We start from the raw sequence: 24,311 nt of genomic DNA on the forward strand, positions 1-24,311 counted from the left end.
GTGCAGGTGGTGGGGGCGGGGCCCCGAAAGGAAAAATCGGCGGTACCAAAGAGGAACGCACGGCTGCAATCGCAAGCCGGTTCCCAGATCTCCCTCAATCTTAAGGAAATAACTCATGTCCCTGTCGCAAATGCAGGTTTTTAACGAATACATCATGCCGGCGACTCTCGAGACGCTGGATCAATATCTCGCCGCGTTCAACGCTGCGAGCCGCGGCGCAATTGTGCTGTCCCCGGACGGCTTCACTGGTGACTTCCTCCAAGAGTCGTTTTTCCAGACTCTTGCTGCTGCCCAGCGCCGCGTAGACCGCTACAGCGCCAACGCCGCCGTCGCTGCCACCGACCTGACCGAGCTGAAGAACACTTCGGTGAAAGTCGCCGGCGGCTTCGGTCCGATCCGCTATGAGCCATCGCAGATGACCTGGCTGGAGCGCCCGACCGCGCAAGGCATCGAGGTTGCCAGCCGCGCGTTCGCTGAAATCCTGCTTAAGGACCAGTTGAACACTGCGATCGCGGCACTGGTTGCAGCGATCACCGCCCAAGCCGCCGCAGTCAACGATGTGTCGGCGACCGCAGGCATCACCTACGCCGGTCTGAACAACGCCCACGCGAAGTTCGGCGACGCCAGTCAAAACCTGGTCACCCAGGTTATGCAAGGCACCAGCTACCACAAGTTGGTCGGCCAGAACCTGGCGAACCAGCAGCAGCTGTTCCAGGCGGGCAACGTTCGCGTGGTGGACATCCTCGGCAAGATCTCCGTTGTGACGGATGCCCCTGCGCTGATGCAGGCCGGCACCCCGAACAAGGAAATCATCCTGTCCCTGGTGCAAGGCGCTGCGCTGGTCCATGACGGCCGCGACATCATCAGCAACGTTCAGACCACCAACGGCAAGGAGCGGATCGAAACCACGCTCCAGACCGACTACACCTTCGGCCTGGGTCTGAAGGGTTACACCTGGGACACCACCACCGGCGGCAAGTCTCCGACCGACGCCGAGCTGGCGACCGGTACCAACTGGGACAAGACCGCTACCAGCATCAAGCACACCGCCGGTGTGGCTCTGATCGGTGACGCCTCCAAGTAACCCTGTGATGTCCAAGCCGGGACGTGTGCCCGGCTTGGCGGAGATGCAATCATGAGCAACAAAATCTGGTATCTACCCGGACCGTTTCACCAGTACCGGGAAGATGTAAAGGCGCTGGCGAAGGAACACGGGCTGCGCATCATTGACGCGAACATCACAGAAAGTCGCGATGGAGAGGCCGATGATGTGCCGGAGGTGACGGTGCGGCAGGTTGAACCGGCGCCGGTGCTGCTGATCGCAGATAGTGGTGATCACGCCGCGCTGCAGGAGCTGATCGACAAGTTGAATGCTGAGCGCGATGGCGTCGTGCTGCTGATCGAAGCTGCAGAAGGCCTGACCGAACTGGAACACCCGGGCGCCGGCGAATTGCCGATCCGCTTGTTCGGTGCGCTGAAAGCCATCCACGAAGGTTTCGAAACCCTCACGGTTGAACGCAACAACTTGGCGGGCGAGGTTGAATCGCTACGTGGCGAAGTTGCACGTCTCAAGGCAGCAGCGGAGCCCGTCGACAATGCTGAGAAGATCGCGAGCCTCAAAGCGCAACTCGACTCCGCCAATGTGACGTATCGGGCGAATGCTTCGGTAGAATCGCTGGAAAAGGCAGTTGCTGATCTACATCAGGCGTAACCATCCGGGCGCTGACAACGCGGCGCCCGATCCAGCACACCACAGCGAGCTGATTCATGACACTCATCATCGAGGACGGTACCGGCAAGCCTGACGCCGAAAGCTACGCATCTGCCGAAGACCTGGCCATGTACGCCGTGAAATTCGGCGTGACCATCCCGGCGGAAGTGCCAGCACAGGAAGCGCTGCTGCGCCGGTCCGCGCTGGCAATGGATGGCATGACGTGGAAAGGGCGAAAGTCTAACAGCGAACAGGCGCTGTCCTGGCCACGCCGCGGCGTCGAACTGGATTACGAAATCAAGCCCGACAACTACCTGCCGGCGCGGATCCAGTACGGGCAAATGGCTTTGGCTGCCGAGATCCACACCGACGACGTCGACCCGATCGAGAAGCGCAAAGGCGCGGTGACGCTGGAGCGTGTCGAGGGTGCGGTAACTCGCGAATACGCGACCATTCCGAACACCAGCGGCCGACTGATGCCCGCGGCGCCGGACCGGCCGAGCGCAACGCAGTTTGCCGATTACCTGCAGAAACGCGGGCTATTCGCAGTCCGCGCCTAGTTTGGAAACTGTTCTGTCAGTTGAGAAAGTAGGTACCCGACGTCGGTTTGAATGCCATAGACACAGGAGAACCACGCCTGTGAAGCTGGATCAGCATTTACGCTTACCAGGATGTTGGCTGCGGCAGTTCTTACTGCTGGCTCAAAATAAAACTCTTCGAGCTCACTGCGGGCGCGCTTTTTGCCATCGATCGTTCCGGTTTTGGCGTAGCGCTTAATTTCCTCTTTGAGCGACCGAAATCCCTGCTGCAGCTCATCTTTCTCCAGTCGATTGAATATGGTCTTACCTGCGTGCAATGCCATTAAATCATCAGCCTGGGAGCACAGGCGTTGCATCCTGGCTATGACTTCGCGTGCGTGCTGATTTTCAGTGGTCATAGTGATTTCCTTTTCCTTTCTCGGCGGCCTATTGGGCAGCTGATAGTAACCGCCCGATAACGCCTATGCATCCGGAGCCACGATGGCCACCTTCTACGACGAAATGGCCGTGATGGCTCTGGAGATGATCACAGAGTTCGGCCAGCCCGTGATCATCAGCAAGACTGAGCCGGGCGAGTATGACCCTGAGTTGGGCGGTGAGGCACCAGGCGCCACCATCGAACAGACCGCCCAGGGCATCCTGCTCGATTTCTCGGGTCAGGAGTTCCAGACCAACAGCCTCATCAGGCAGGGCGACAAGAAGCTCAAGATCGCCGCGCAGGGGCTGGAGTGGGTGCCTGAGTTACTGAACAAGATCGTTGTTCAAGGTCGCACTTGGTCAATCATCCCTCCCTTGAAAGAAATCAACCCGGCCGGCACGCCGATTCTCTACGAATTGCAGGTGAGGTCGTGAACCGGGCGGGCGCCGGTCAATCCGGCAGCTTCGCGCTGAGTCTCGCCGAGTTCGCGGCCCAGACTAGCGAAGCCATCGACGCAAGTGTGCGCGAGATCATCATCGAGGTCGGCAGCAGCCTGATCCGCATGTCTCCCGTGGGCAACCCGGAGATCTGGGCGCAGAATGCGATTGCGACCAAGTACAACAAGGCTGTCGACGAACACAACACTGCGCTGCGCAGCGACCCGTCCAACCTGACCAAGGGTGGCAGGCTCAAGAAAGGCCGCAAGCTCAACGATGGCATGGACATCAAGGCGCCCGAAGGCTACGTCGGCGGCCGGTTCCGCGCGAACTGGCACATCTCTCTCGGCGTGGTCGAGAGCGTCACCTTCGACGAGGTTGACCCGACCGGGGCCGAGACTACCGCGGCGCTGGTAGCAGCAATGAGCGACTTCTCCGCCGGCCAGATGGCCTACATCATCAACAACTTGCCTTACGCGATTCCGCTGGAGTTCGGTCATTCGACCCAGGCCCCCGGCGGCATGGTCCGGGTAACCGTGGCTCGCTTCCAGCAGATCGTGTTGGAGGCCATCAGGAACAACCAGGTATGAGTCACGCCATCATCGCCTCGATCTACGAGGCAAAGCTGATCGCCTGGAACAATGCCAGGCTGGAAAAGCTAAAAATCGTTTTTGAGAACATGGCTTACACCCCGGCGACAGGCGAGACCTATCTGAGGGCGTTCACCATCCCGGGCGACACGGCCAGCAACACGCTCGGCGGAGACCACCGGCTGTATACCGGCGTGTTCCAGGTCAGCATTGTTTGCCCGGCAGGCACAGGTAAAGCAAAAGCCAACCCCATTGCCGCCGAGCTCATCGCGTTATTTCCGCTTTATGTGCGCGACGTGAAGAACGGTTTTGTAGTTACGCCCATGACGCCTGTTGATGTCGGCCCAGGCATCACAGGCGATTCAACCTATACCGTCCCGCTGTCGTTCTCATATCGGTCCGACACCACGCCATAACCCGCCCGTTGGGCAAATCCTGAACCCGCCTCTGCGCGGGTTTTGTCATTTCTGCAAAGAGGAAAACCCATGTCTGTTTACTTCCCCAACGGGGCGACGCTTTCAATTTCCAGCGGATTCGCCGCCGCGAAGATTATTTCGGCAATCAGCAACGCGAATCCGGGGGTCGCTACCAGCGCTGCGAACGGCTTTGCCAATGGCGATATCCTTCTGATCACCTCCGGCTGGGAGGACATCAACGAGCGCGCCGTGCGTGTATCCAACGCGGCGGCGGGCGCATTCACACTGGAAGGCATCGACACGTCCAACGTGGCTTTCTTTCCCGATGGAATCAGCGGCGGTACCGCCAAGAAAGTGACCGGCTGGGTAGCCGTCAACCAGGTGATCGGCAACTCCATGTCCGGCGGCGAGCAGCAATACTGGACTTACGCGCCGCTCGAAGCGCGCCGTGACAAGCAGATCCCGACCACCAAAAATGCGCAGGCGTTCGCTTTCCAGCTGGCTGACGATGACAGCCTGGCCTGGTATGAAGAACTGGATAAAGCCGATCGAGAGAAGGAAGTGCGCATATTGCGTATGTCGCTGCCCAACGGCAAAACGATCTATTACGCCGGTTACGCATCCTTCAACAAAACTCCGACGCTGGTGCGCAACGAAGGTGCGGCCGTTTCCTTTGGCTTCACCATCAACGCTGAAATCACCGCGTATCGCGCGCCGGTTGCTGCTGGCGGCGGGGCTTAATCATGGCGAAGTTCAAAATTGCGCAAGCGCCAACTTTCCCCGGTGCAGTGATGGTCCCGGTAGTTGGCCAGGATCCGGTGAAGGTGGAATTCACTTTCAAATATCGAGACCGCATCGAACTTGCCGCGCTGTTCGATGGATGGAATCAGCGACAAAAGCAAAGTCTCGAACAGTTCGGCGACAAGCCTACGATGTCGCAGATCGTTGCGGTCGACACCGAAAACCAAGTGCAGCAGATCAAGGATCTGGTTGTTGGCTGGGAGTTCGATGACAAGTTCGACGACGAGGGCATCAAGGCGCTGGTGACTTCTTGCCACGGTGCAACCGAGGCCGTGGTAAATGCCTACCAAGCGGCCTACGCCAAGGCCCGCACGGGAAACTGATTCGCGCCGCCCGCGCCATGTATGAGCCCCCTCCGAATGCGGAGCAACTTGCCGCATTCGGGTTGGACGCCGAGGACATTGAAGAGGAATTCGAAGTTTGGCCATGTCTTTGGCCAGCCTTCCTCCTGTTCAACAGGATGTCCACTCAGTGGCGTGTCGGCGCCGGCGGCGCTATTGGTCTCGACTACAGCAGCATCCGCGACGTGGCCGCTTTCCTCGGCATCAAGAAAAAGAAACTCGCTGAAATCTTCCCTGACCTTCAGGTGCTGGAAGGCGAAGCCCTGCGCGTCATGGCAGAGGAAAGGGAAAACAGCCCGTAAACGCGGGCATCTATTCAAGGTGAGTCGATGAACATTGCAGAACTCGGCGTCAAGATCGACTCGGCCGACGCTATTCAGGCCAAAACCAGCCTGGATGAAATGGCGAAGGCCGGCGGCCGCGCCGAGCAGTCCGCCGTTTCGTTGATGAACGAAATGCAGGCGCTGGAGAAATCGCTCTCTACCAACGCCAAGACCACGCAGGATCTCGCAAAGCAGCGGGAAGCGCTCGCGAAGCTGACCAGAACGGGCGCCTATGGCGAGGCTGAGGCCGCGAAGATCTCGGCGCAGCTCGACAAGCAGCAGGTCGCGTTGGCCAAGTCGGCCATGGATGAACAGAAGGCACTGACCAGCCTGCTGGGTGCTATCGACCCGGCCCGCGCCGCACTGGCAAAGCTGGATACTCAGGTAGAGCAACTGGGCAAGCACTTGGACGCCGGCCGCATCAGCCAGGATGAGTACAACGCCGCGCTGGGCAAGATCGATAAGGATTACGACAAGCTCAACAAAACCACCACCGGCTTCGAAAAGTTGCGCCTCGGCTCGCGCCAGGCGCAGGAAAATGTGGTGCAGCTGGGGAATGCACTGTCCTCGGGGGATTGGGGCAGCGGCGTTCGCGCAATCGCGCAGTTGGGTGCCGGTGCAGGTGAAGGCGCGGCGGGCCTGCTGGCGATTCTCGGCCCGCTGGCGCTGGCCACTGCCGCCGCCGGCGGTCTTGCATACGCTTTCTACAAGGGCAGCGAGGAGCAGGACAGCTACAACAAATCGCTGATCCTGACCGGCAATTACGCCGGTGTGAGTGCTGGACAGATCGGCGATATGGCGCGTCAGGTGAGCGCGACTGTCGGCACTACTGGGCAAGCCGCTGAGGTTCTCGCGCTGCTGGCCGGCAATGGAAAGATTGCTGGCGAAAGCTTTACGGGCATCACTCAAGCAGCGGTGTCGATGCAGGAAGCGACCGGCAAGGCCGTTAGCGAGACTGTCGCGGAGTTCGCCAAGCTCGCCGACGACCCGGTCAAGGCATCTGCTGCGCTGAATGAGCAGTACCACTATCTCACCGCGTCGGTTTACTCGCAGATCACCGCACTGGAGAAGCAGGGCGACCATGCCGGCGCCGTGAAGCTGGCTACTGAGTCGTTCGCCGATGCGATCAACGAGCGCACGCCGCGGATCCTCGAGAATCTTAGCTTTTGGGAGAGGGGATACAACGCAGTTGCTCGCGCTGCTGATGGATTGAAGAATATCGGGCGCAGCGATATCGGTGCTGATATCGAACAAGCCCGCCGTGACTTGGCGGGCGCTCAGGCGGGCGACGTAGGCCTGTTCCAGAACAAGCAAGAGATGATCGATCTCTATCAAAATCGCCTCAACATGCTGGAGGATCAGCAGGCTGCAGAAGCCGATATCGCCAAGTGGCAAGGTGAGCAGGCAAAGGCCCAAGGTGATGCCGTCTCATCCATGGCGAAGGTCGACGCTCTCACCAAGTCGGCGTGGACGAATGAGCAGAAACGTAACGACGCGATCAAGGAGTACAAGCGGCAACTGGAAGACATCCGCGAGGTAGCGCCGAACGATCCTCGCCTGAATCAGGCGGCGATCGACAAGAACCTGGCAAACATCAACGACCAGTTCAGGGATTCAAAAACGGCCAGTTCACAGGTCGATCTGACCAGTTTCAACAACGCCAAAAACAACCTGGTAGCCATCAGCGCTGAATACAAAAACGCCCAAAAGGAATTGGACGCAGCACAGAAGGCTGGACTCGTTTCCCAAGCCGACTATGCCCTGAAGCGTGAAGCGCTGATCGGCAACGAGCGCGACGAAGTGACCGCAGCCTACGAGGCTGAGATCGCTGCGCTGGAAGCCGCTAAGGCGAAAAAGACCACATCTGCCGCGCAAAGCATCCAACTGGATCAGAAGATTGCCGATGCTCGCGCCGGCATGGTCAAGGCTCAAAAGGAAGCTGACAGCCAGCTCGAAGTGCTCGCTACCAGCGAAACCGGAAGGCTGGCGAAGCAGGAGCGAGCGATTTCCTCCTACGTTCAGGCTTTGAGCCAGCAGCAGAGAGCACTGGAGCTGGCAGGGCAGCGGGCGGTAGTTGGCGTTGGCCAGGGTGATCGGCAGAACGCACTGAACGGCGAACTGAACAGCCAGCAAGATCGGTTCGCTCAGCAATCGCTCGAGCTGGAAAATCAGCGATCTGACCCATCCCGCAACATGTCGGAAGAGGAGTTCTCTCGGAAGTCGCAGGCGCTCGCCGATGCGAACAAAGCTGCAACCGATCAGATCCGTCAAAACTACGCAGATGTTGAGAAAGCTCAAGGGGACTGGACCAAGGGCGCAACATCGGCCTGGGCCAATTATCTGAACTCGGCGAGCAATATCGCCGGCCAGACAAAGACCCTGTTCGGCAACGCCTTCAGCTCGATGGAAGACGCGGTCGTCAACTTCGCCATGACCGGGAAACTGTCTTTTGCTGACTTCACCAAGTCGATTCTGGCGGACATGGCGCGGATCGCGACCCGTCAGGCCAGTTCTGCGCTGCTGAGCAGCCTCGTCGGTGCTGCCACCAGTTACTTCACTGGCGGAGGCAGCGGTAACGGGCTGGCGGCTGGATCTGCCGGTGCAACGTCTTCGAATCTCGGCGCGTTCTCGGCAGGTTACTCCAGCAGCTACTTCCCGCAGGCGCTCGGCGGTGCCTGGTCGTCGGGCGTGCAGATGTTCGCCAACGGCGGCGCCTTCACCAACAGCATCGTCAGCGCGCCGACCGCGTTCGGCATGGCCGGCGGTCGGGCGGGAGTCATGGGTGAGGCGGGGCCGGAGGCGATCATGCCGCTGACCAGGACTTCCAGCGGCAAGCTCGGCGTTCTCGCTGCTGGTGGCGGTTCCGGGACAACGATCAGCATCAGCGCGCCGGTCACGGTGGTGACTGAGGACCGTGGGTCTGAAGGCATGCAGATCGACCAGCAAGCGCTATCGAAAAACCTTCAATCGCAAATGCAGGCCGTGGCCGAGAAGGCCGTCGCTGACTCTTGGCGAGCGGGCGGCACCAGCTTTCGAAATGCCAATGGGAGGGCCTGATGGCCATCGAGAAATTCACCTGGCCAACCGAGCGCGGTGAGACACCCGAAATCACCTATCGGGTGCGCACCTCTAAGTTCGGCGGCGGCTACGCGCAGAATGTTGGCGACGGCCCGAACAACAAGGAGGACTCCTATCCGATCACCTGCTCCGGTCGAAAGGCCAAGGTGCAGGAAATCATGGGGTTCCTTGACCGGCACGGCGGCGCAAAGGCGTTTCTGTGGACAACGCCGCTCGGCGAACTCGGGCTGTTCACCTGCAAAAATCCCGCTCCCACGCCAATGGGCGGCGGGGTCTTCAAACTCACCGCCACGTTCGAGCGGGCATTCCATCCATAAGGGGCAAACATGCCGCTGATCAGTGACATCCAAGTGCTTGAGCCTGGCAGCGAAGTGCTGCTGTTTGAATTGGACGGAACCGACTACGGGGCGGACGTTCTGCGCTTTCATGGGCACGCGATACCGCACACACCGGCCGAGCTTATCGCCGCCGCCGCCGCCGCCGGCGCCGATGCCGACCAGCTGCCGGCCAAGGCGATCTACTGGCAAGGCAACGAGTACAGCGCCTGGCCGATGCAGATCGACGGCATTGAGGCGAACGGCGACGGCACAGCGGTCCGGCCAACTCTGTCTGTGGGCAACGTCAACGGGCGCATCACGGCGCTCTGTTTGGCGTTCGAGGATCTGCTGGAGTTCAAGCTGACGATGCGGCACACGCTCGGCACCTACCTCGACGCTGCGAACTTCCCGGCCGGCAATCCAACGGCAGATCCAACCCAAGAGACGATCGAGGTCTGGTACATCGATCAGAAGACGAACGAGGACGGGGAGACGGTCAGTTGGGAGTTGGCCAGCCCGGGCGACGTTGGCAACGAATCAATCGGCCGGCAGGCCACAACGCTGTGCCATTGGTGTCTCACCGGTGGCTATCGCGGGCCGAACTGCGGTTACACCGGGCCGTACGTCACGAAGGACGGCGTCATCACCGACAACCCTGAACTGGACCAATGCGACGCGACGCTGGGCACGGGTTGTATCCCGCGCTTCGGCGAAGGCAACCCGCTGCCGTTCGGCGGCTTCCCCGCTGTATCCCTGATCGCAAGGAGCTGACATGCGAAAGCACATCTTGAACGCGATCCAGGAGCATGCGGCGGCCGACTACCCGAATGAGTGCTGCGGGCTGCTGCTGGCAATCGGGCGCAAGCAGCAGTACTTCCCCTGTAGCAATGTCTCCACCGAGCCGAACGAAGAGTTCCGGATCGATCCCGAGCAGTACGCAGCTGCCGAAGGCGAAGGCGAAGTAATCGGCGTTATTCATTCACATCCGGACGCGACTAGCAGGCCGTCACCACGCGACCTTGCGATGTGCGAAGCGACGGCGATTCCTTGGCACATTCTGAGCTGGCCGGAAGGCGACCTGCGCACCATCGTTCCCACTGGTGAAGTGCCGCTGCTGAAACGACCGTTTGTGCACGGCGCCTGGGACTGCTGGCAGGTCTGCGCCGATTGGTACAGACGCGAGTGGGGGCTGGAGTTCGAAGCCTTCAAGCGTGCCGATGGCTGGTGGGAAAGCAAGGACAACACCAGCCTGTACGAAGCGAACTACGAGGCGGCCGGCTTCTACCGTGTTGACCAGCCGCAGCGCGGCGACATGATCGTGATGGAAGTGGGACGCACGGTTTACCCGAACCACGCGGGGATCTTCCTCGGCGCTGATCCAGCTCTGCCTGGTGAAGATGCCGCCACGTTTGGCCCCGGCCCGTTCCTGCTGCACCACCTGTACGGCAGGCCGTCAGAGGTCATTGTCTTCGGCGGGCCTTGGCTTGACCGAACCCGCCTGATTCTCAGGCACAAAGATGCACCTTCAATTACATGATGCGGAATTAACCGCTCGGAGTTTGGCTAATGAATCAACCATCGGAGAAAGTAGCAGCCCAGAATGAGCTGCTTTCGAAGCTTGCTGCTATGTACAAAGTGAAGGAGGCAATCAGCCTTTCGCGTGCGCGGCAAGTTGCTCATCTATCCCTTTCATGACTGACTCTGCGGACTCAAAAGGAGCCTCGAAAAAATCGATTTCCTCTTTTCGGTTCCATTTGGCAATCGGATGCGCCTTCGCGCGCTCTAGCTGCGCCTTTAAATATTGCCGTTCATGAGGAGTCGATTTTTCATATATGAAGCCGGTTAAAACTTGAAGCACGGACAGCATCCCGTAGTTATACGAGCCGTCCAGCGTATCTTTCGTCATTGGCTCTTCAGGCTCGCTCATTTCACTTTCCTTGCGTTAGGCGCGCCGAAATTGGCGCAATCCCAGTCCTTGGGCTTGCAGGCAAAGGACTGGAGAATCCGTGCTTGAGGGCAAGAGGCTACTATCGGAGGTCGGCGGGGCGCTACTGAGTATCTGTACAGTAAAGAAAAGCGGGATTGCCAAGCGTTAGAGTCCTCAGTTAGCTTGCTTTGAAGACGGTGATTCATCATCTATTAAAAACTTTATCAGGCGCAGACGCAGGTGCAGACGCAGGTGCGGGTGCGGGTGCGGGTGCAGGTGTAGGTGCAATCTTTGAAGGGTTTGTAGTTGGCTTGGGATCTAGATTCTGCAAATGCTCAATATTTAGATTGAAGTTTTGAATCGTGTATCTTTCAGTTTCGGAGCTGGATTGATTCATTGCAGCAATACAAAACGTGGCGAAAATTAAAACTATAGCGATCATGCCCCAAGAAATAGTCTTCGCTGCAATGGTTCGGACTCGTTGATATCCCTGTTCACCATTTTTAACCAAATCCCAAGTTGATTTCAACAGCGGCGCGGCTGCGTTTCTGATTTCGTCACAGCAGTCAAAGGCTTCTTTGTATTCACCTAGGCTAAAGTGCTTCCTCGATCGAATTATACATTCCATTAGTATGGATTCGTGGCCATTCGGTTTTTCTTCAATATGTTTTTTATTTAGTCTTAGCTGTATGCGAGATAAACTTTCTAAAATGTTCGAGTAGGCTTCGCGGGTATCGTTGTACCATTCCTTCCTTAGGGTTTTATAATCTGCGTCTTGCATACCCGTTGTTCTTTTATATAAGCCGTTTTTTTCTAATCTTAAAAGTTCCTGCACGCCCGCAGTGTACTTTGAAATTTCATCTCGAAGCCCGTCTAGCCAAGCGAGTCTAAATTCAGAGACCTTGTTTTCCTTTGCACTCACAAGATTTAGAAATGAGAAAAACCCCGCCAGCAGTGCTGCCACTATTACGCCCAGTGCTACGAAGATTGTTGGTGGTATTGGGAAGCCTTCCATGGTTACTTTATCTCAAGATTGTAGTGGCGTAATGCTACTTGCTGAGTCGCGCGGAATTCTACTGTCCTTTCATCCATGCTGGATGCCCGGACAGTGTCGCGCTACAGTGCATCCTTTCCCACAGGAGTGACCTGCATGAAATTGATCGTAGGAGCGCTGGCGGTAGCGCTGTTGGCGGGGTGTGCGACTTCGCCAGTGCCGTCCAATGAAGCCAAGCAGGCGCCGGCCAGCCAGCTGTCGGCCTACCAGGCCAAGCCATCGGGGGCATATGGGACGCTGCAAGTGATCCGCGACTCTGGGCAGACCGGAAGCCTTTGTTCAATGGCCGTTTTTATCGATGGCAAACAAGCTGCCAAGCTCGACCCGGGCCAGAAGGCATCTTTCTATCTGCCGCCTGATTCGTTTTCAGTTGGCGCCGCTTACACCGGCTCTGGCATCTGCTCCATGGGCGCAGCCCGAGTGGAGCGTGAAGCGATCGTGAAAGACGGCGCGATCAAGAAATACCGAGTTTTCACCGGGGGCGATGGGCAGATCGACATACTACCCACGACTCTCTGAACAGACCGCCTCCGGGCGGTTTTTTATTGCCTGGAGAATGGCATGTGCTCAGCAATTACCTACACGCCAATGACGAAAGTCATGTTGTCCGGCTCGCTTGCGAAGAATTTTTTTCGAAGCAAGCCATTCCTTCTCGACGGCGGATCGGCCGTGGAGGTGTTCCGTGCGCTCAATGCGACCATTGCTGGGTTCGCCGAGGAAATTAAACGACTGGAGCGCCTAGGACTAAAGTTTGCGATCTTCCGCAATCGCGCAAACATCGGAATGGACGGATTCGATCTCGGCGGTACACGGGAAATCCGCATTGTTCCAGTGATTGGTGGCAGCAAGCGTGCCGGCGGGTTACAGACCATTATCGGCACAGTGATGATCGCCGCAGCGTATGTGCTGTCATTCACTCCGTTTGCAGCCGCATCGCCGTTTTTGTATGCGGCCGGCGCGTCTATGGCGATCGGCGGCGTCATTCAAATGCTCAGCCCCCAAGCGTCCGGACTGAAGCAGAGTGCCTCCCCCGAGAACTCGCCGTCCTACGCCTTCGGAAGCGCCAAGAACACCACGGCCAGCGGCAACCCGGTACCGATCTGCATCGGCGAACGCCGGTGGGGCGGGATGATCATCTCGGCCTCGATCCTGGCTGAAGACAAAGTGTAATCAGGACAGCAGCACACCGACCGCCCGCTAGGCGGTTTTTTTACGCCTGGAGGAAAGCATGGGCGCACCAGCAAAGATCGACATCCACGGCGAGAAGGGCGGTAGCAGCAAGCCAAAGTCGCCGACCGAAGCCAGCGACAGCCTGCGCTCGACCAACCTGGCCAAGCTGCTGATCGCCGTGGGCGAGGGTGAGTTCGACAGCGCCCCGACTGACTACGACATCTACCTGGACAACACGCCGATCCGCGATGCCAGCGGCAACTACAACTTCCCGAACGTGAAGTGGGACTGGCGCCCAGGCTCGGTGGATCAGACGTATATCCCCGGCATTCCGTCCGTGGAGAACGAGACGTCGCTGAACATTGAGCTGCGCAGCGATTCGCCGTGGGTGCGCTCGATCACGAACACTCAGCTTTCCGCCGTGCGCATGCGTTTGGCATGGCCGGCGCTGCAACGCTCTGACGACCAGGGAAACGTCGGCGGCTACCGGATCGAGTACGCAATCGACGTCGCCACCGACGGCGGTGCCTATCAGCAGGTGCTGGTGGATGCTGTCGACGGCAAGACCACCACGCGCTACGAGCGCTCGCGCCGCATTGATCTACCGGACGCCACCACCGGCTGGCAGATCCGCGTGCGCCGCCTGACGCCGAACCAGAACACCAACAAGATCGCCGACACCATGCTGGTTGCTGGCTATACCGAAGTCATCGACGCCAAGCTGCGATACCCAAACACCGCGCTGCTCTACATCGAATTCGACGCCGAGCAGTTCACGAACATCCCGGCCGTCACCGTAAAGTGCAAGGCGCGCCGCTGGATGGTGCCGAGCAACTACGACCCGATCCAGCGCACCTACACCGGGACGTGGGACGGCTCGATGAAATCGGCTTGGACCAATAACCCTGCGTGGATTACCTACGGCATCTGCACCGAAGACCGCTTCGGCCTGGGCAAGCGCATCAAACCGTTCATGGTGGATAAGTGGGAGCTGTACCGCATTGCCCAGTATTGCGATCAGCTGGTGCCGAACGGACTGGGCGGGCAGGAACCGCGCTTCCTCTGCGACATGAACCTGCAGGGCAAGGCCGATGCCTGGTCGCTGTTGCGCGATATCTCGGCGATTTACCGGGGCATGACGTACTGGGCGCAGGGCCAGCTGGTGATGCAGGCGGACATGCCGCGCGCTCAGGACTTCGACTACGTCTTCACCCGGTCGAACGTTATCGACGGCAGGTTCTCCTATGGCAGCGCCTCGGCGAAGACCCGTTACACCCGGGCGCTAGTCAGCTATGACAACCCGGCGAACAACTACGACACTGACGTCATCCCATTCGCAGACCTGGATCTCCAGCGCCGCTACGGCGACCGGCCGACTGAGCTGAGCGCCATTGGCTGCACCCGCGCATCCGAGGCCCAGCGCCGTGGCAAGTGGGCGATCCTCAGCAACAACCAAGACCGCACCGTTTCGTTCAAGACTGGTATGGAGGGCGTGATCCCGCTGCCCGGACACATCATCCCAGTGGCGGATTCGCTGCTGGCTGGCCGTGAAGTGGGCGGCCGTATCTCGGCGGTGGCGGGGCGGGTTATCACGCTCGATCGCGATACCCAGGCCAAGGCCGGCGACCGGCTGATCATCAACCTGCCGGGCGGCCGCGCCGAAGGTCGGACCGTACAGAGCGTCAACGGCCGAGCCGTCACCGTCACGGTTGCCTACAGCGAACCGCCGGTTGCACAGCTGCAATGGGCGCTCGACGCCGATGACTTGGCCATTCCGCTGTATCGCGTGCTGCGCACCAAGCGCACCACCGAGGGTGACTACGAAATCAGTGCGCTCCAGTTCGAACCGAGCAAGTTTGCTTTCATCGACACCGGCGCACGCCTGGAAGAACGCCCGATCAGCGTGATTCCAATAACCGTTGTTCCGGCGCCCGCGAGCGTGTCGCTTTCGTCGACGTCGTCGGTTGTGCAGGGGCTGGCCGTGGCCACCATGACCATCAGCTGGCCAGCCGTGGATGGCGCCGTCGGCTATGACGTCGAATGGCGCAAGGACAGCGGTAACTGGATCAAGCTGCAACGCACCGGCATGACCAACGCGGACGTCGTCGGGATCTACGCTGGCGCATATGTGGCCCGTGCTCGCGCCGTGAGCGCATTCGACATTACATCGCCGTGGCGCAACTCGATTCTGACCAACCTCAGCGGCAAGCAGGGGTTGCCGCCGGCGCTGGCGTTCCTGACTGCCACGCCGCTGCTGTTCGGCATCTACCTCAAGTGGGGATTCCCTGCTGGCGCCGAGGACAGCCAGCGCACGGAGATCTGGTACGGGCCGACGACCGATCTTGAGGCCGCGACCAAGCTGACAGACCTGGCCTATCCGCAGAGCGATTTCTCCATGCTCGGCCTGCGCGCCGGCGTGACCTTCTATTTCTGGGGGCGCATCGTCGACAAGATCGGCAACATCGGGCCGTGGTATCCGATCGGGCTTGGTGTGCAGGGGCAATCCAGTTCAGATGCCGCTGCCATTCTTGAAATGATCGCCGGCCAAATCACCGAGACGGAACTCGGCGAGGATCTGCTGGCAGAAATCGAGAAGATCCCAGGCTTGCAGGCGCAGATCGATGCTTTGGACGGCTTGAAGGGTTACGACCCCGAAGCCACCTATGAAGAGTACGACTTGGTGGTGCAGGGCAAGCGGATCTATCAAGCCACCGGCACGGTACCTCTCGAAACCCCACCGCCAAACCCGCTCTACTGGCTCGACGTTGGGCAAACCGTTGAGACTGCGAATGGCCTTGCTCAGCAGGTTGCGACGAATACCGCCGAGATCATTGAGCTCGACGGGGTTATCACCGCTCAGGCAGTGGCCACGCAAACTCTGCGCGCGGCGTATCGGGAAGACGACGGGGAGGGTGATCTTGCCGACGCAATGAAGGGGTGGACGAGCACGGCGTCGATTGCCACAGAAAGCAAGGTCAGAGCATCGGAAAACGAGGCAACCGCCCAGCGGATCACCACGTTCGATGCAAAGATCGCCGCGAACGAGGCGAACATCACCCAGCTTGAGCAAGTGGTGGCCACCAACGCTTCGGCAACGGCGACGAAAATTGACCAGCTGAACGTCTCGGTTGATCAGAACTCGGCTGCCATTCAGCAGACGTCCACCGCGTACGCGGATACGGCCGGCAAGCTGACGACGATGTGGTCGGTGAAGATGCAGGTCACGGCGAACGGGCAGTACGTCGCGGCAGGCATTGGCTTGGGTATCGAGAACACCGGAGCAGGGTTGCAGAGCCAGTTGCTCGTCGCGGCCGACCGCTTCGCCATCGTCAACACGATTGCCGGCGGCGCGATCGCGGTGCCGTTCGCGGTGCAGGGCGGCCAGGTGTTCATGAACTCCGCGTTCATCATGGATGGCTCGATCACCAACGCGAAGATCGGCAACTACATCAGCTCTTCCAACTACATCGCCGGCCAGCAAGGCTGGATCCTGAACAAAGACGGCACGCTTGAAATAAACGGCATCGTTCCGGGGCAGGGGCGCTTGGTGATCAACTCACTGAACGTCTCGGTCTACGACGCCAACAACGTCTTGCGTGTCCGTCTCGGCTACCTGGGGTAATCAATGGCGCTATTTGGACTGCGTGTCTTTAACGAGAGCGGTCAGCTTGCTATGGACACCAACAGCTTCACGTATCAAGTGATCTGGCAGGGCGTGATTGACTTCACCGGCACCGCGCCGAGCCTCACCTTCAATATTCCAGGATTCAACCCAGCCAACTGCGTTTTCATGATCATCCCGACGAGGGCACAGGACGTGCAGCCTTCGGAGAACGACTCGTCGGGCAACATCCGGTCGTACCCGTACGTGACGACAGCGGTAGGGCAGGTCGTGGTCAGGCCGAAAAACCCATCATCCAGCGCCTCGACACTACAGTCGAGGATCGTTTCCAAGGCCTACGCCATAAGGTTTGCGACATGAGCTTCGGATTCCAGAGCATCAATGACAACGCTTTCGTTCAGATCGATTCGGAAGCGCCAAGGCTTTGCATGCTGACCCGAGGATCCTATTCGGGAGTGGCCACCGCAACGGCCACATTCCCGAGGGCGGTGACCAGCCAAGACCCGCCGCTGGTATTCATCCGGCCGGACCAGACGGGCTTGATTCAGGTTCCGTATTCGGTGTGGTTCACTGGCGGGCCGGGCAACTGGACAGGCTTTTCAATGAACGCCTCGAAGGTCAATGAGTCGCTCAGCGGCCAGTATTTCGTCGCTGCCTGGGCCTCGATGGGCACGGCCAACTACGGCCTGCGGCTATGGGATCCGAACGGCATTCTTTGCTATGACAGCGGCGCGCCGGCGGTGGTTGTGACCTTCGCCGCTGGCAACTGGACGTATCTCGGCGCCGAACAACTGAGCGTCGGACAACGTTACATCTGGGGAATTACCAAGGCGCTCGGGGTCGGTGAGTTTGTTTCCATCAACCCCTTCACGATGACCTGCCACAACAACTCTTCTGGGGGCAGTTGCGCACTGGGCGTCGACTACGCGAATAACCGCATTCTGATGTACAGCCTCGCTTCGAACGCATGGACCGATCAGGGCCATCGCCCATTTCTCTGCGCCAAATTGCTGGCCTGAGCCTTTTATTACTGGAGATACACAATGCCCTGGTACAAGACGGGAACGGTCTCTGTCACCCAAAATTCCAACGCAGTGATCGGTGCGGGTACTGCTTTTATTGCAAACAGCCGGGTCGGCGATGGATTTCGCGGCCCGGATGGTCGCTGGTATGAGGTGACCAACATTGCCAGCAACACTGCGTTGTCGATCTCGCCGAACTATGAAGGCCCGACGGTGGCCGGCGGCTTCTACTCGATCATGCCGGTGCAGGGATACCAAAAGGATTTGGCCGACCAAGTGCGGTCTTGGGTGAACACTTACGGTCCGAAAATGGCTGCGCTTGGAAGCACGGGCAACTACGAGACTCTGCCCTTTAGCAAGGGTGGCACCAATGTCGCAGTGAACAATAGCACCGAATTGTTAGCGGCCCTTGGTGCGCTGCCAGCAGTAGGGGGAGCGTACAACGTTCGCTTGAACAGCATTTCCATGTTTGGTGCTGCAAACCCTAACTCGCAAGGTGCATTTATCGGCTGGAACGAAACAAACGGCAGTGGTCTGGTTGGTGGCGTTTCGTTTACCTGCAACCAGGGTGGCGGCACTGGCGGGTTTAGCTGGCGGTCGGTGAACTCGACCAACACCGTCGGCGGCCCATTCATGACGTACTCGTTTGGCGGGGTTTTGAATGTCCCGACAGGGATTCAGCTAGGCGGAAGAAACATCGTCGAGAGCGGTTCAACCAGCAATGGCAGCTGGATTCGCTACGCCGACGGCACCCAAGAATGCTGGATACGCAACCTTGGCTTCGGCCCCACCACTGCAAACGTTACTGCGCTGGCGAACTGGTCGCCACCGGCGGCTTTTGTGGGGAATGTCGCAACAGTGATGGCTACCCTGCAGTATGCAGAGACAACGGAGGCCTTCACCATTGCTCGGCTTAACGCAAACATGGGCAGCAACGGGGTTGTCTCCGTTCAGGCGAATTTCAGTGCAAGCCAAGTGTATCGGATCGGCTTGCGCGCAATCGGAAGGTGGTTCTGATGGATATTAAGCTTTCTCCGTTTCGCTCAGACGACGAACTGACCGTCGTCAAACAGGGCGATGTTCTGACGCTCAATGGCGAGTCCTTCGACTTCAATCCGATGGGGGATGGCGACACGCTGCCACTTGAGGCAATTACATCGCAGTGGTTTGGCGATTCGGTCAATCGTACAAATGGAACCTTGGTTTTGACCTTGCGCCTACCAATTCCGGCGAATTTCAGCCAGGCGCAGGCGTACCCTGTCCCACTTTTCAACGTGCCCGATGGCGTGGTGGAGCTACCTGCGCCATTGCCTACAACATTCGTCACTGCGCAGGTGGATCAATGAATATCGACTGGAGCAAATTGGTAACGAAGGCGATGAAGGACGCTGCGGCCGCTGCCGCAGCGCTTACCGCAGCTAAGGTTGAGCTGGCCGCTTACAATTTAAGTGCGGTCGAGCAAATCGCTCGGATTCAGGACCGTGTGGATACGCTCGGCTATGGCATCGATGCTGGCGAAGCCACCGAAGAGGATGAGGCCGAGCAGGCTCAACTGCTCATCAGCCTCAAAGCCTGGAAGGGATACAAGTTTGCGCTGGGCAAGGTCACGCTGCAGCCAACTTGGTATCAAGCCCCGGTGTGGCCAGTTCAGCCGCCGGCCCCGGAAATCATCGCCGCGCCATTGCTGGGCGAGCTGGACGCTAGCTGAGCAGCCACGAACACCGAAACCCGCCATCGAGCGGGATTTTTTTTGCCTGGAGAAAAGTTATGCCAGTAACCGAGAAAGACCGCGACATCCTCGCGCGCACACTGTGGGGCGAGGCACGTGGCGAAGGTGCGGCCGGACAGGTTGCCGTAGCCTGGACGATCCGCAACCGCGTGTTCGATGGAAAGGAAAAGTCGTGGTGGGGGGAAGGCTACGCCGGCGTCTGCCAAAAGCCTTGGCAATTCAGCTGCTGGAACAAGACCGACCCGAACTATCAGTTCCTGATCGGCGTGAAGCAGATCCCGTTCCGCGAGCTGGCGCAGTGCCGGGTCGCGGCTGACCAGGTGATTGATGGAAAGGTGCCGGATCCTACCGGCGGCGCCACGCACTATTACGCCACTAGCATCAAGGCACCGGCGTGGGCAATGCTAGCGACTCAGACGCTAAAACTCGGTTGTCACATTTTTTTCAGAGACGTCCCATAAGCGAGCTTCCCTATAAGACTCTGAATCTAGGCGGTATTCCCACCGTATAAGTTACAAAGATCGCGTCAATAGGCGCGCAGTAAATCTACATGAGGACTAGAAGCTTTTTAGACTGACATATATACAGCCCATTTTCTTTTTGGATATTTAGAGCGATTGCGTAAGCTCCCGGTACAAGCGCCGTAGTGTCTAAAACAAAGTTAAAGCCTGAATTAGTAAGCTCCTTGTTATTATAGGCCTTTGCTACATCAGGACGGTCGATTCGCGCAGGATCCTTGGCAGTTGCTTCGCCTTGCGCTCCAGTTAGGCGAATTTGCAGGTTTTGCGCTGTAACTTGTTTGGCTTCGTCAAATGCCCAGCCCTGAATTTCAACTTTGCCTCGCTTAACATAAGCAATGGCGTCGGGTTTTCCAGAGATTAGATCAACGCTGCATTTGTCAGTGCCGTACGTGGTTACGGTTTTACTCACAGTGTTATCGTCGCAGCCCGATAGAAAGACCGCTGTGAGAGATATAAAAGCTGCTGCACTGATTTTGCTCATGTTCTTCATGTTAACCATCTAGGCCTGAAATGGCGCATTCTACGCCAATACGTCCCATTTGGTTATCTTTGGCTACGCTTTTTGACGACCTATCCCTCCGGGATTTTTTCGGCCAATAGCTAGGAAAAGCTTCAATCGTACGTTAGCTCTGGCAGCTAATCACCTGCGTTGCATGAGCGCAGTCTGCTTATCCGCCTTATCTACGCTTTTCTCGCTCCGCCTTCTCATTTAGCAGTCGTTGGTTTCTCATGAAGCGGACGGTCACACTGATCTGCGACCTGCGTGAGGCTCCTGACTTGGCTGAGCAACTCCGTGCTCTCGCTATGTATGTAGGCAGTTTCAGACCTTCGGTCAGCCAGTTGCGAGCGCAGCGCGTCTCGCTCGCCGGCAACCTCGTTATTCATCTCCAGCAATCTGAAAATTTTATCCCGAGCCTGGCGCAGCAGCAGGTTCAGCTCCACAACTTCGTTCTCATAGAGCAAGATTTGATGCCGGAGGGTTTCGATTGGCGTTGGACTTCCGAGCCAATCGTCGGTGTCTTCTATATAGAGGGGGGCCACGGGCACGCCTTACTGAATACTGTTTGCATATACAGTAATCGAGGCTGTGCCAGCGGGCGAGTGTGAGGCGACGAGCTGTCAGTCGGGCGTCATCAAAACAGCCAAGGTCATTTTGATGAATTCTTCATTCCGATCAAGCGCGGCCAGAGAGCTCCGGACGTTTTCGGCGACATCGGCGGATCCCCGCTGCTCGACCCAAAGGGTGAGCTCCATGATGGCAGCCTCAAGGGCGAGCTGGTTTTCATTGATTTTGAAGAGTAGGGAAGGGAGCAGATCAGAGTTTGGCATTGGTTTCCTCCTTGGACGAAACCAGAGTAGCAGGGGGATTCAATGTCGGCAGAACGCCGGAGAAGGGCAAAGCGCTGGATTATGCAAAGTCGGCATAATGCCAGCTTCTCAGTGCCCGATAGGGTTTCAATTTTTACGTGAAATTAAGGCCCTTTTTTTGGGCCGCAATCATTTTTCGGTATGCGAAAACATTGGGGCGAATCTCAGTCTTTCGACTCTAATTGCGGCCCAAAAAATCGCATCAAAGCCGCAGCCCGCTTGATTCTGGCGCGGGACTTAAAATCCCCCGCTCGTAAGGGCGTGCCGGTTCGATTCCGGCTTCGGGCACCATGAATATCAAGGGCTTGCATGACATACCTCATGCAAGCCCTTAGTTCTTTTTTCCGCAATCAAAAAATCTTTTCCGCAATTCGTGACCGTTAGTCACCTCGTAGGGGTGACCTTCATGCCCTTCCGCATACGGATGTACTGTTCTGTCATCCCTACGGTGGTGTGCCCAAGTTGGTCTCGAGCTTCTCTGATGTTCCCTGTTGACTCCTCTTTATCCGTGGCCGCTTTTGCTCGTAGGTCGCGCATCTGAAATTCTGCTTTTGGAATCCCGGCTGCTTCCCTGGCGTCATCGAACCTTTTTCTGAGCATGCTGGTCGTCATCGGCTGCCCAGAGTCGATTACTACCAGGCGTGTTGATCTGATTTTCTGTCCGGTCTTTCGCGCCATGATTCGATCTATTACGACTTTGAGCTCACCAATGATTTCGATCCTTCGTTTAGCCCCTGTCTTGCCTTGCTGAACGGAGAGCTTTCCGTCTTTTATGTCTCGCTCATCCATCTTCAATGTGTCAGCGACCCTCTGACCTGTTAGATAGAACAGGTCCAAAGCATCTCTTAATGGTTGATCGGCATGCTGGTAGGCTCGGGCAAGGACGTCGTCTTCAACATATATGTCGCGACCGGTTTCTTTATTACCCTTCACGCCTGAGCACGGATTTGCCAAGGATGTGTAGCCGTTCTCGCGAGCGAAGTTCCAAATGGAGCTGAGTAACGCTTTTTCCCGATTTGCACGAATAGGAGCTGCCTTACCGCGATGACGAAGGTACTGGCTGACATGTTTCGGTTCGATTGCTTCTAGAGGGGCCGGTGGGTCGTTGAAGAACAGGAGAAGATTTTTCAGTTCGCGCGCGTTGTCCTTTTGAGTGGCATGGGCTTTGGTTGGAACGACCTCCTTCATATAGAGCTCGGCAACGTATGCAAAAGTTAATACTTCTTGCATTAAAGCCTGAGATACACGGCTTTTTTCCAGTTTTGCGTACTCTAAGATGGCAAGGCCATAGTCAGTACCCAGGGGGATTTCTTTGCGCGGTTTTCCACCAGTGTCGTACAAGTAGTAGGTTGTTTTGCCGCGCTTTCTCTCACGCAAGCGGGGAATGCTCCCCGGTTTCGTTGGTCTTCGTCCCATCTATCCCACCAAGCGTGGCTGCCACTTCGGCGTTTCCGATGTGGTGGTGGTTGACCCTGTTAGCGCTGCAGTCACGACGCAGGGCCATCCATTCCTTTTTATCGTACGGCGGATGCCATTTCGCTTTAAAACGGTGATCTGACCTGCTTTAGTTTTGGCGCCGGTCAATTCGCATACTTGCTCATGGCTCAAAAACTGGATTGTCATGCTGCCTCCTTGCTAGGTCCGAAAGCGCTTCTCAAAGGTGCTTGCTGATTGGAGTGTTCGTCCTTCGAGGTCGGCGGCAAGCTTCCTGCCATCGCAAGTGCTTGTGTACGAAGGGACCGAGCATCACGTTCAAGTTTCTTCCCGGTACGAAAAGCGCTGAACGTCTCGGCCGCGATACGCAGCAGCTCGCCGATGGCGACCAGCGTCTGGTGCTCGGCCGGGCCGAAGTGCGGATCTGCTTCAAGTCGTTTGCAGGCTTTTGCCAGGCGCGTGTACACGGGTTATCGAACTCGCGAGATCTCTCTAGCTGAAACCTTTGCAGGGATGTCCGTCTTTCCAAAGGGATGGGGGCAGGGCATGGCAGTCGAGCGACCGGACCGGGCGGAAAACCGCCGGGGACCCTGGGGACTTCCAAAGGACACGGGGTCGGAAACCCGCGGGATCTTGTTAGTGGGAGGCCCACCAGCTTACTGAAATTTCAATCCACTGAAATCTTGAAAGCATTCATTGAAAAGCCGCTGAAAAGGAGGGCTTATGACCGCAGCCACGTACCTATCCAAGAGCGCCTTCGCCGCACACATCGGCCGCTCACCGAGTTACATCACCTGGCTGAAGGAAAACGGTCGACTGGTCCTGTCCCCAATGGCAAGCAGGTCGACGTTCTGGCCACCGAAGCATTGATCCGCGATACCGCTGACCCGAGCAAGGCTGCCGTCGCTGCTCGCCACCAACAGGAGCGGCTTCAGCGTAATGTGTACAGCCACGTCGCTACACAATCCGAACCGACCAACATGGCTGCGCCGCCGCCCGTTGATCCCGCGCAAGGGCAGTCCCCGGACTTTCAGAAAGCGCGTGCACATCGCGAGCACTACTTGGCGCGGATGGCTGAGATGGAGTTTCGCAAGGCGCAGGGGGAGCTGGTGGAAATCAGCTTTGTGCAGAAAGCCGCTTTTGAAACGGCGCGATCGCTTAATCATTCGCTAATGAGCCTGTCGCCGCAATTGGCGCTACAACTCGCCGCGCTGTCGGATCCGTGGGTGGTGGAGAGGCAGCTAACGGCTGCGCTGCGCCAACGACTTAACGAAGCGGCACAAGTGTCAAGCGATGACTTTGGATTTGCGTTTAGCGAGTGCTAAGGATATCCGCTGATAGGCATTTTTCTGCTCGCATCGGAATTGATTGGCGCCTGCTTCCAGTCAGTATTAGCCGTCGGCGTAAAGTGTTATCACGCGCCTACCGATGCAGCAGGCAAGTGTAATTTTGAATCTACCACCGCATGCGTAGTCACCCATTTTAAGACCTGG

General features: G+C 57.8%; 30 protein-coding genes and 2 pseudogenes. 22 read left to right on the plus strand and 10 right to left on the minus strand.

All coding sequences use genetic code 11. The features are described 5' to 3' along the window. Positions 1-115 precede the first annotated feature (115 nt). Genes D8U60_RS21665 through D8U60_RS21675 form a run of 3 tightly spaced genes read left to right on the plus strand, consistent with a single transcriptional unit; the run spans position 116 to position 2,271 of the window. A complete protein-coding gene (locus D8U60_RS21665) occupies positions 116-1,084 on the plus strand; it encodes a major capsid protein (RefSeq protein WP_008431834.1) in 969 nt (322 codons plus the stop codon). Between the two features lie 51 nt (positions 1,085-1,135). Next, the gene (locus tag D8U60_RS21670) at positions 1,136-1,711 is read left to right on the plus strand and encodes a hypothetical protein (protein ID WP_130900888.1); all 576 of its coding nucleotides are present in this window, start codon (positions 1,136-1,138) and stop codon (positions 1,709-1,711) included. Between the two features lie 56 nt (positions 1,712-1,767). Then, positions 1,768-2,271, plus strand: a complete 504-nt coding sequence (locus tag D8U60_RS21675; RefSeq protein WP_125915844.1) for a DnaT-like ssDNA-binding protein — start codon at positions 1,768-1,770, stop codon at positions 2,269-2,271. Here D8U60_RS21675 and D8U60_RS21680 read toward each other — a convergent pair. Continuing rightward, positions 2,268-2,648, minus strand: coding sequence for a hypothetical protein (locus D8U60_RS21680; protein WP_130900889.1), 381 nt, complete (start codon positions 2,646-2,648; stop codon positions 2,268-2,270). The genes D8U60_RS21675 and D8U60_RS21680 overlap by 4 nt on opposite strands. A gap of 82 nt (positions 2,649-2,730) precedes the next feature. On the opposite strand from D8U60_RS21680, the gene D8U60_RS21685 reads away from it, so the two are divergent. The 10 genes from D8U60_RS21685 (at position 2,731) to D8U60_RS21730 (ending at position 10,508) form a co-directional block, all read left to right on the plus strand. Further along, positions 2,731-3,102, plus strand: a complete 372-nt coding sequence (locus D8U60_RS21685; RefSeq protein WP_130900890.1) for a hypothetical protein — start codon at positions 2,731-2,733, stop codon at positions 3,100-3,102. Next, positions 3,099-3,695, plus strand: coding sequence for a hypothetical protein (locus D8U60_RS21690; RefSeq protein ID WP_130900891.1), 597 nt, complete (start codon positions 3,099-3,101; stop codon positions 3,693-3,695). The genes D8U60_RS21685 and D8U60_RS21690 overlap by 4 nt, the downstream gene beginning before the upstream one ends. Further along, positions 3,692-4,111, plus strand: coding sequence for a phage tail terminator-like protein (locus D8U60_RS21695; RefSeq protein ID WP_125915847.1), 420 nt, complete (start codon positions 3,692-3,694; stop codon positions 4,109-4,111). The genes D8U60_RS21690 and D8U60_RS21695 overlap by 4 nt, the downstream gene beginning before the upstream one ends. Before the next feature lie 69 nt (positions 4,112-4,180). Further along, the gene (locus D8U60_RS21700; protein WP_130900892.1) at positions 4,181-4,852 is read left to right on the plus strand and encodes a phage tail protein; all 672 of its coding nucleotides are present in this window, start codon (positions 4,181-4,183) and stop codon (positions 4,850-4,852) included. 2 nt (positions 4,853-4,854) lie between these two features. After that, complete coding sequence (locus tag D8U60_RS21705) at positions 4,855-5,235, plus strand: phage tail assembly chaperone (RefSeq protein WP_130900893.1); 381 nt, start codon at positions 4,855-4,857, stop codon at positions 5,233-5,235. A 17-nt stretch (positions 5,236-5,252) separates the two neighbouring features. Beyond that, entirely contained in the window at positions 5,253-5,555 is a 303-nt protein-coding gene (locus tag D8U60_RS21710) for a DUF1799 domain-containing protein (protein ID WP_090283138.1), read from the plus strand. Positions 5,556-5,582: 27 nt separating this feature from the next. Beyond that, positions 5,583-8,633, plus strand: coding sequence for a phage tail tape measure protein (locus D8U60_RS21715; protein WP_130900894.1), 3,051 nt, complete (start codon positions 5,583-5,585; stop codon positions 8,631-8,633). Beyond that, on the plus strand, positions 8,633-8,971 hold the full coding sequence (locus D8U60_RS21720; protein WP_130900895.1) for a phage tail protein: 339 nt from the start codon (positions 8,633-8,635) through the stop codon (positions 8,969-8,971). Before D8U60_RS21715 ends, D8U60_RS21720 begins: the two co-directional genes overlap by 1 nt. A gap of 9 nt (positions 8,972-8,980) precedes the next feature. Further along, complete coding sequence (locus D8U60_RS21725; RefSeq protein WP_130900896.1) at positions 8,981-9,742, plus strand: phage minor tail protein L; 762 nt, start codon at positions 8,981-8,983, stop codon at positions 9,740-9,742. Position 9,743: 1 nt separating this feature from the next. Next, positions 9,744-10,508 (plus strand): C40 family peptidase, encoded by a 765-nt coding sequence (locus D8U60_RS21730; protein WP_130900897.1) that lies wholly within the window; start codon positions 9,744-9,746, stop codon positions 10,506-10,508. Between the two features lie 111 nt (positions 10,509-10,619). Here the strand turns inward: D8U60_RS21730 and D8U60_RS21735 are convergent, their stop codons facing one another. Both D8U60_RS21735 and D8U60_RS27785 read right to left on the minus strand, forming a co-directional pair. Beyond that, a complete protein-coding gene (locus D8U60_RS21735) occupies positions 10,620-10,898 on the minus strand; it encodes a hypothetical protein (RefSeq protein WP_130900898.1) in 279 nt (92 codons plus the stop codon). Positions 10,899-11,103: 205 nt separating this feature from the next. Continuing rightward, a complete protein-coding gene (locus D8U60_RS27785) occupies positions 11,104-11,913 on the minus strand; it encodes a hypothetical protein (protein WP_206663315.1) in 810 nt (269 codons plus the stop codon). Positions 11,914-12,048: 135 nt separating this feature from the next. On the opposite strand from D8U60_RS27785, the gene D8U60_RS21745 reads away from it, so the two are divergent. The 3 genes from D8U60_RS21745 to D8U60_RS21755 are packed head-to-tail and all read left to right on the plus strand — an operon-like array spanning position 12,049 to position 16,744. Then, positions 12,049-12,471 (plus strand): hypothetical protein, encoded by a 423-nt coding sequence (locus tag D8U60_RS21745; protein WP_130900899.1) that lies wholly within the window; start codon positions 12,049-12,051, stop codon positions 12,469-12,471. A 42-nt stretch (positions 12,472-12,513) separates the two neighbouring features. After that, entirely contained in the window at positions 12,514-13,122 is a 609-nt protein-coding gene (locus D8U60_RS21750; RefSeq protein ID WP_130900900.1) for a tail assembly protein, read from the plus strand. Between the two features lie 58 nt (positions 13,123-13,180). Further along, positions 13,181-16,744, plus strand: coding sequence for a phage tail protein (locus D8U60_RS21755; RefSeq protein ID WP_130900901.1), 3,564 nt, complete (start codon positions 13,181-13,183; stop codon positions 16,742-16,744). A 74-nt stretch (positions 16,745-16,818) separates the two neighbouring features. Here the strand turns inward: D8U60_RS21755 and D8U60_RS27715 are convergent, their stop codons facing one another. Then, on the minus strand, positions 16,819-17,076 hold the full coding sequence (locus tag D8U60_RS27715; protein WP_177435489.1) for a hypothetical protein: 258 nt from the start codon (positions 17,074-17,076) through the stop codon (positions 16,819-16,821). A gap of 24 nt (positions 17,077-17,100) precedes the next feature. On the opposite strand from D8U60_RS27715, the gene D8U60_RS21765 reads away from it, so the two are divergent. The 5 genes from D8U60_RS21765 to D8U60_RS21785 are packed head-to-tail and all read left to right on the plus strand — an operon-like array spanning position 17,101 to position 19,956. Then, positions 17,101-17,763, plus strand: a complete 663-nt coding sequence (locus tag D8U60_RS21765) for a hypothetical protein (protein ID WP_130900903.1) — start codon at positions 17,101-17,103, stop codon at positions 17,761-17,763. A gap of 24 nt (positions 17,764-17,787) precedes the next feature. Next, positions 17,788-18,783, plus strand: coding sequence for a phage tail protein (locus D8U60_RS21770; RefSeq protein ID WP_130900904.1), 996 nt, complete (start codon positions 17,788-17,790; stop codon positions 18,781-18,783). Further along, complete coding sequence (locus tag D8U60_RS21775; RefSeq protein WP_130900905.1) at positions 18,783-19,112, plus strand: hypothetical protein; 330 nt, start codon at positions 18,783-18,785, stop codon at positions 19,110-19,112. The genes D8U60_RS21770 and D8U60_RS21775 overlap by 1 nt, the downstream gene beginning before the upstream one ends. Then, positions 19,109-19,474 carry a phage tail protein gene (locus D8U60_RS21780; protein WP_130900906.1) on the plus strand — a complete coding sequence of 122 codons (366 nt, stop codon included), beginning with the start codon at positions 19,109-19,111 and terminating at the stop codon, positions 19,472-19,474. The genes D8U60_RS21775 and D8U60_RS21780 overlap by 4 nt, the downstream gene beginning before the upstream one ends. A 59-nt stretch (positions 19,475-19,533) precedes the next feature. Beyond that, positions 19,534-19,956, plus strand: a complete 423-nt coding sequence (locus D8U60_RS21785; protein ID WP_130900907.1) for a cell wall hydrolase — start codon at positions 19,534-19,536, stop codon at positions 19,954-19,956. Between the two features lie 85 nt (positions 19,957-20,041). Here D8U60_RS21785 and D8U60_RS21790 read toward each other — a convergent pair whose 3' ends face one another. From D8U60_RS21790 to D8U60_RS21820, 6 genes and pseudogenes are all read right to left on the minus strand, one after another. Then, positions 20,042-20,506, minus strand: a complete 465-nt coding sequence (locus D8U60_RS21790) for a hypothetical protein (RefSeq protein ID WP_130900908.1) — start codon at positions 20,504-20,506, stop codon at positions 20,042-20,044. A 215-nt stretch (positions 20,507-20,721) separates the two neighbouring features. Beyond that, positions 20,722-21,057 (minus strand): hypothetical protein, encoded by a 336-nt coding sequence (locus D8U60_RS21795; RefSeq protein WP_241663565.1) that lies wholly within the window; start codon positions 21,055-21,057, stop codon positions 20,722-20,724. A 78-nt stretch (positions 21,058-21,135) separates the two neighbouring features. Beyond that, positions 21,136-21,345, minus strand: a complete 210-nt coding sequence (locus tag D8U60_RS21800) for a hypothetical protein (protein ID WP_122602544.1) — start codon at positions 21,343-21,345, stop codon at positions 21,136-21,138. A gap of 423 nt (positions 21,346-21,768) precedes the next feature. Then, the gene (locus D8U60_RS21810) at positions 21,769-22,800 is read right to left on the minus strand and encodes a tyrosine-type recombinase/integrase (RefSeq protein ID WP_130900910.1); all 1,032 of its coding nucleotides are present in this window, start codon (positions 22,798-22,800) and stop codon (positions 21,769-21,771) included. Then, the gene (locus tag D8U60_RS21815) at positions 22,801-23,007 is read right to left on the minus strand and encodes a DUF4224 domain-containing protein (protein ID WP_130900911.1); all 207 of its coding nucleotides are present in this window, start codon (positions 23,005-23,007) and stop codon (positions 22,801-22,803) included. After that, a pseudogene (locus tag D8U60_RS21820) lies at positions 23,004-23,276 on the minus strand (hypothetical protein); the annotation flags it as partial. The pseudogene D8U60_RS21820 and the gene D8U60_RS21815, both read right to left, overlap by 4 nt. 265 nt (positions 23,277-23,541) lie before the next feature. On the opposite strand from D8U60_RS21820, the pseudogene D8U60_RS21825 reads away from it, so the two are divergent. After that, a pseudogene (locus D8U60_RS21825) lies at positions 23,542-24,143 on the plus strand (terminase small subunit). Positions 24,144-24,311 lie beyond the last annotated feature (168 nt).

The sequence above is a fragment of the Pseudomonas sp. Sample_11 genome (genome assembly GCF_004307505.1).
GTDB lineage: Bacteria > Pseudomonadota > Gammaproteobacteria > Pseudomonadales > Pseudomonadaceae > Aquipseudomonas > Aquipseudomonas atacamensis.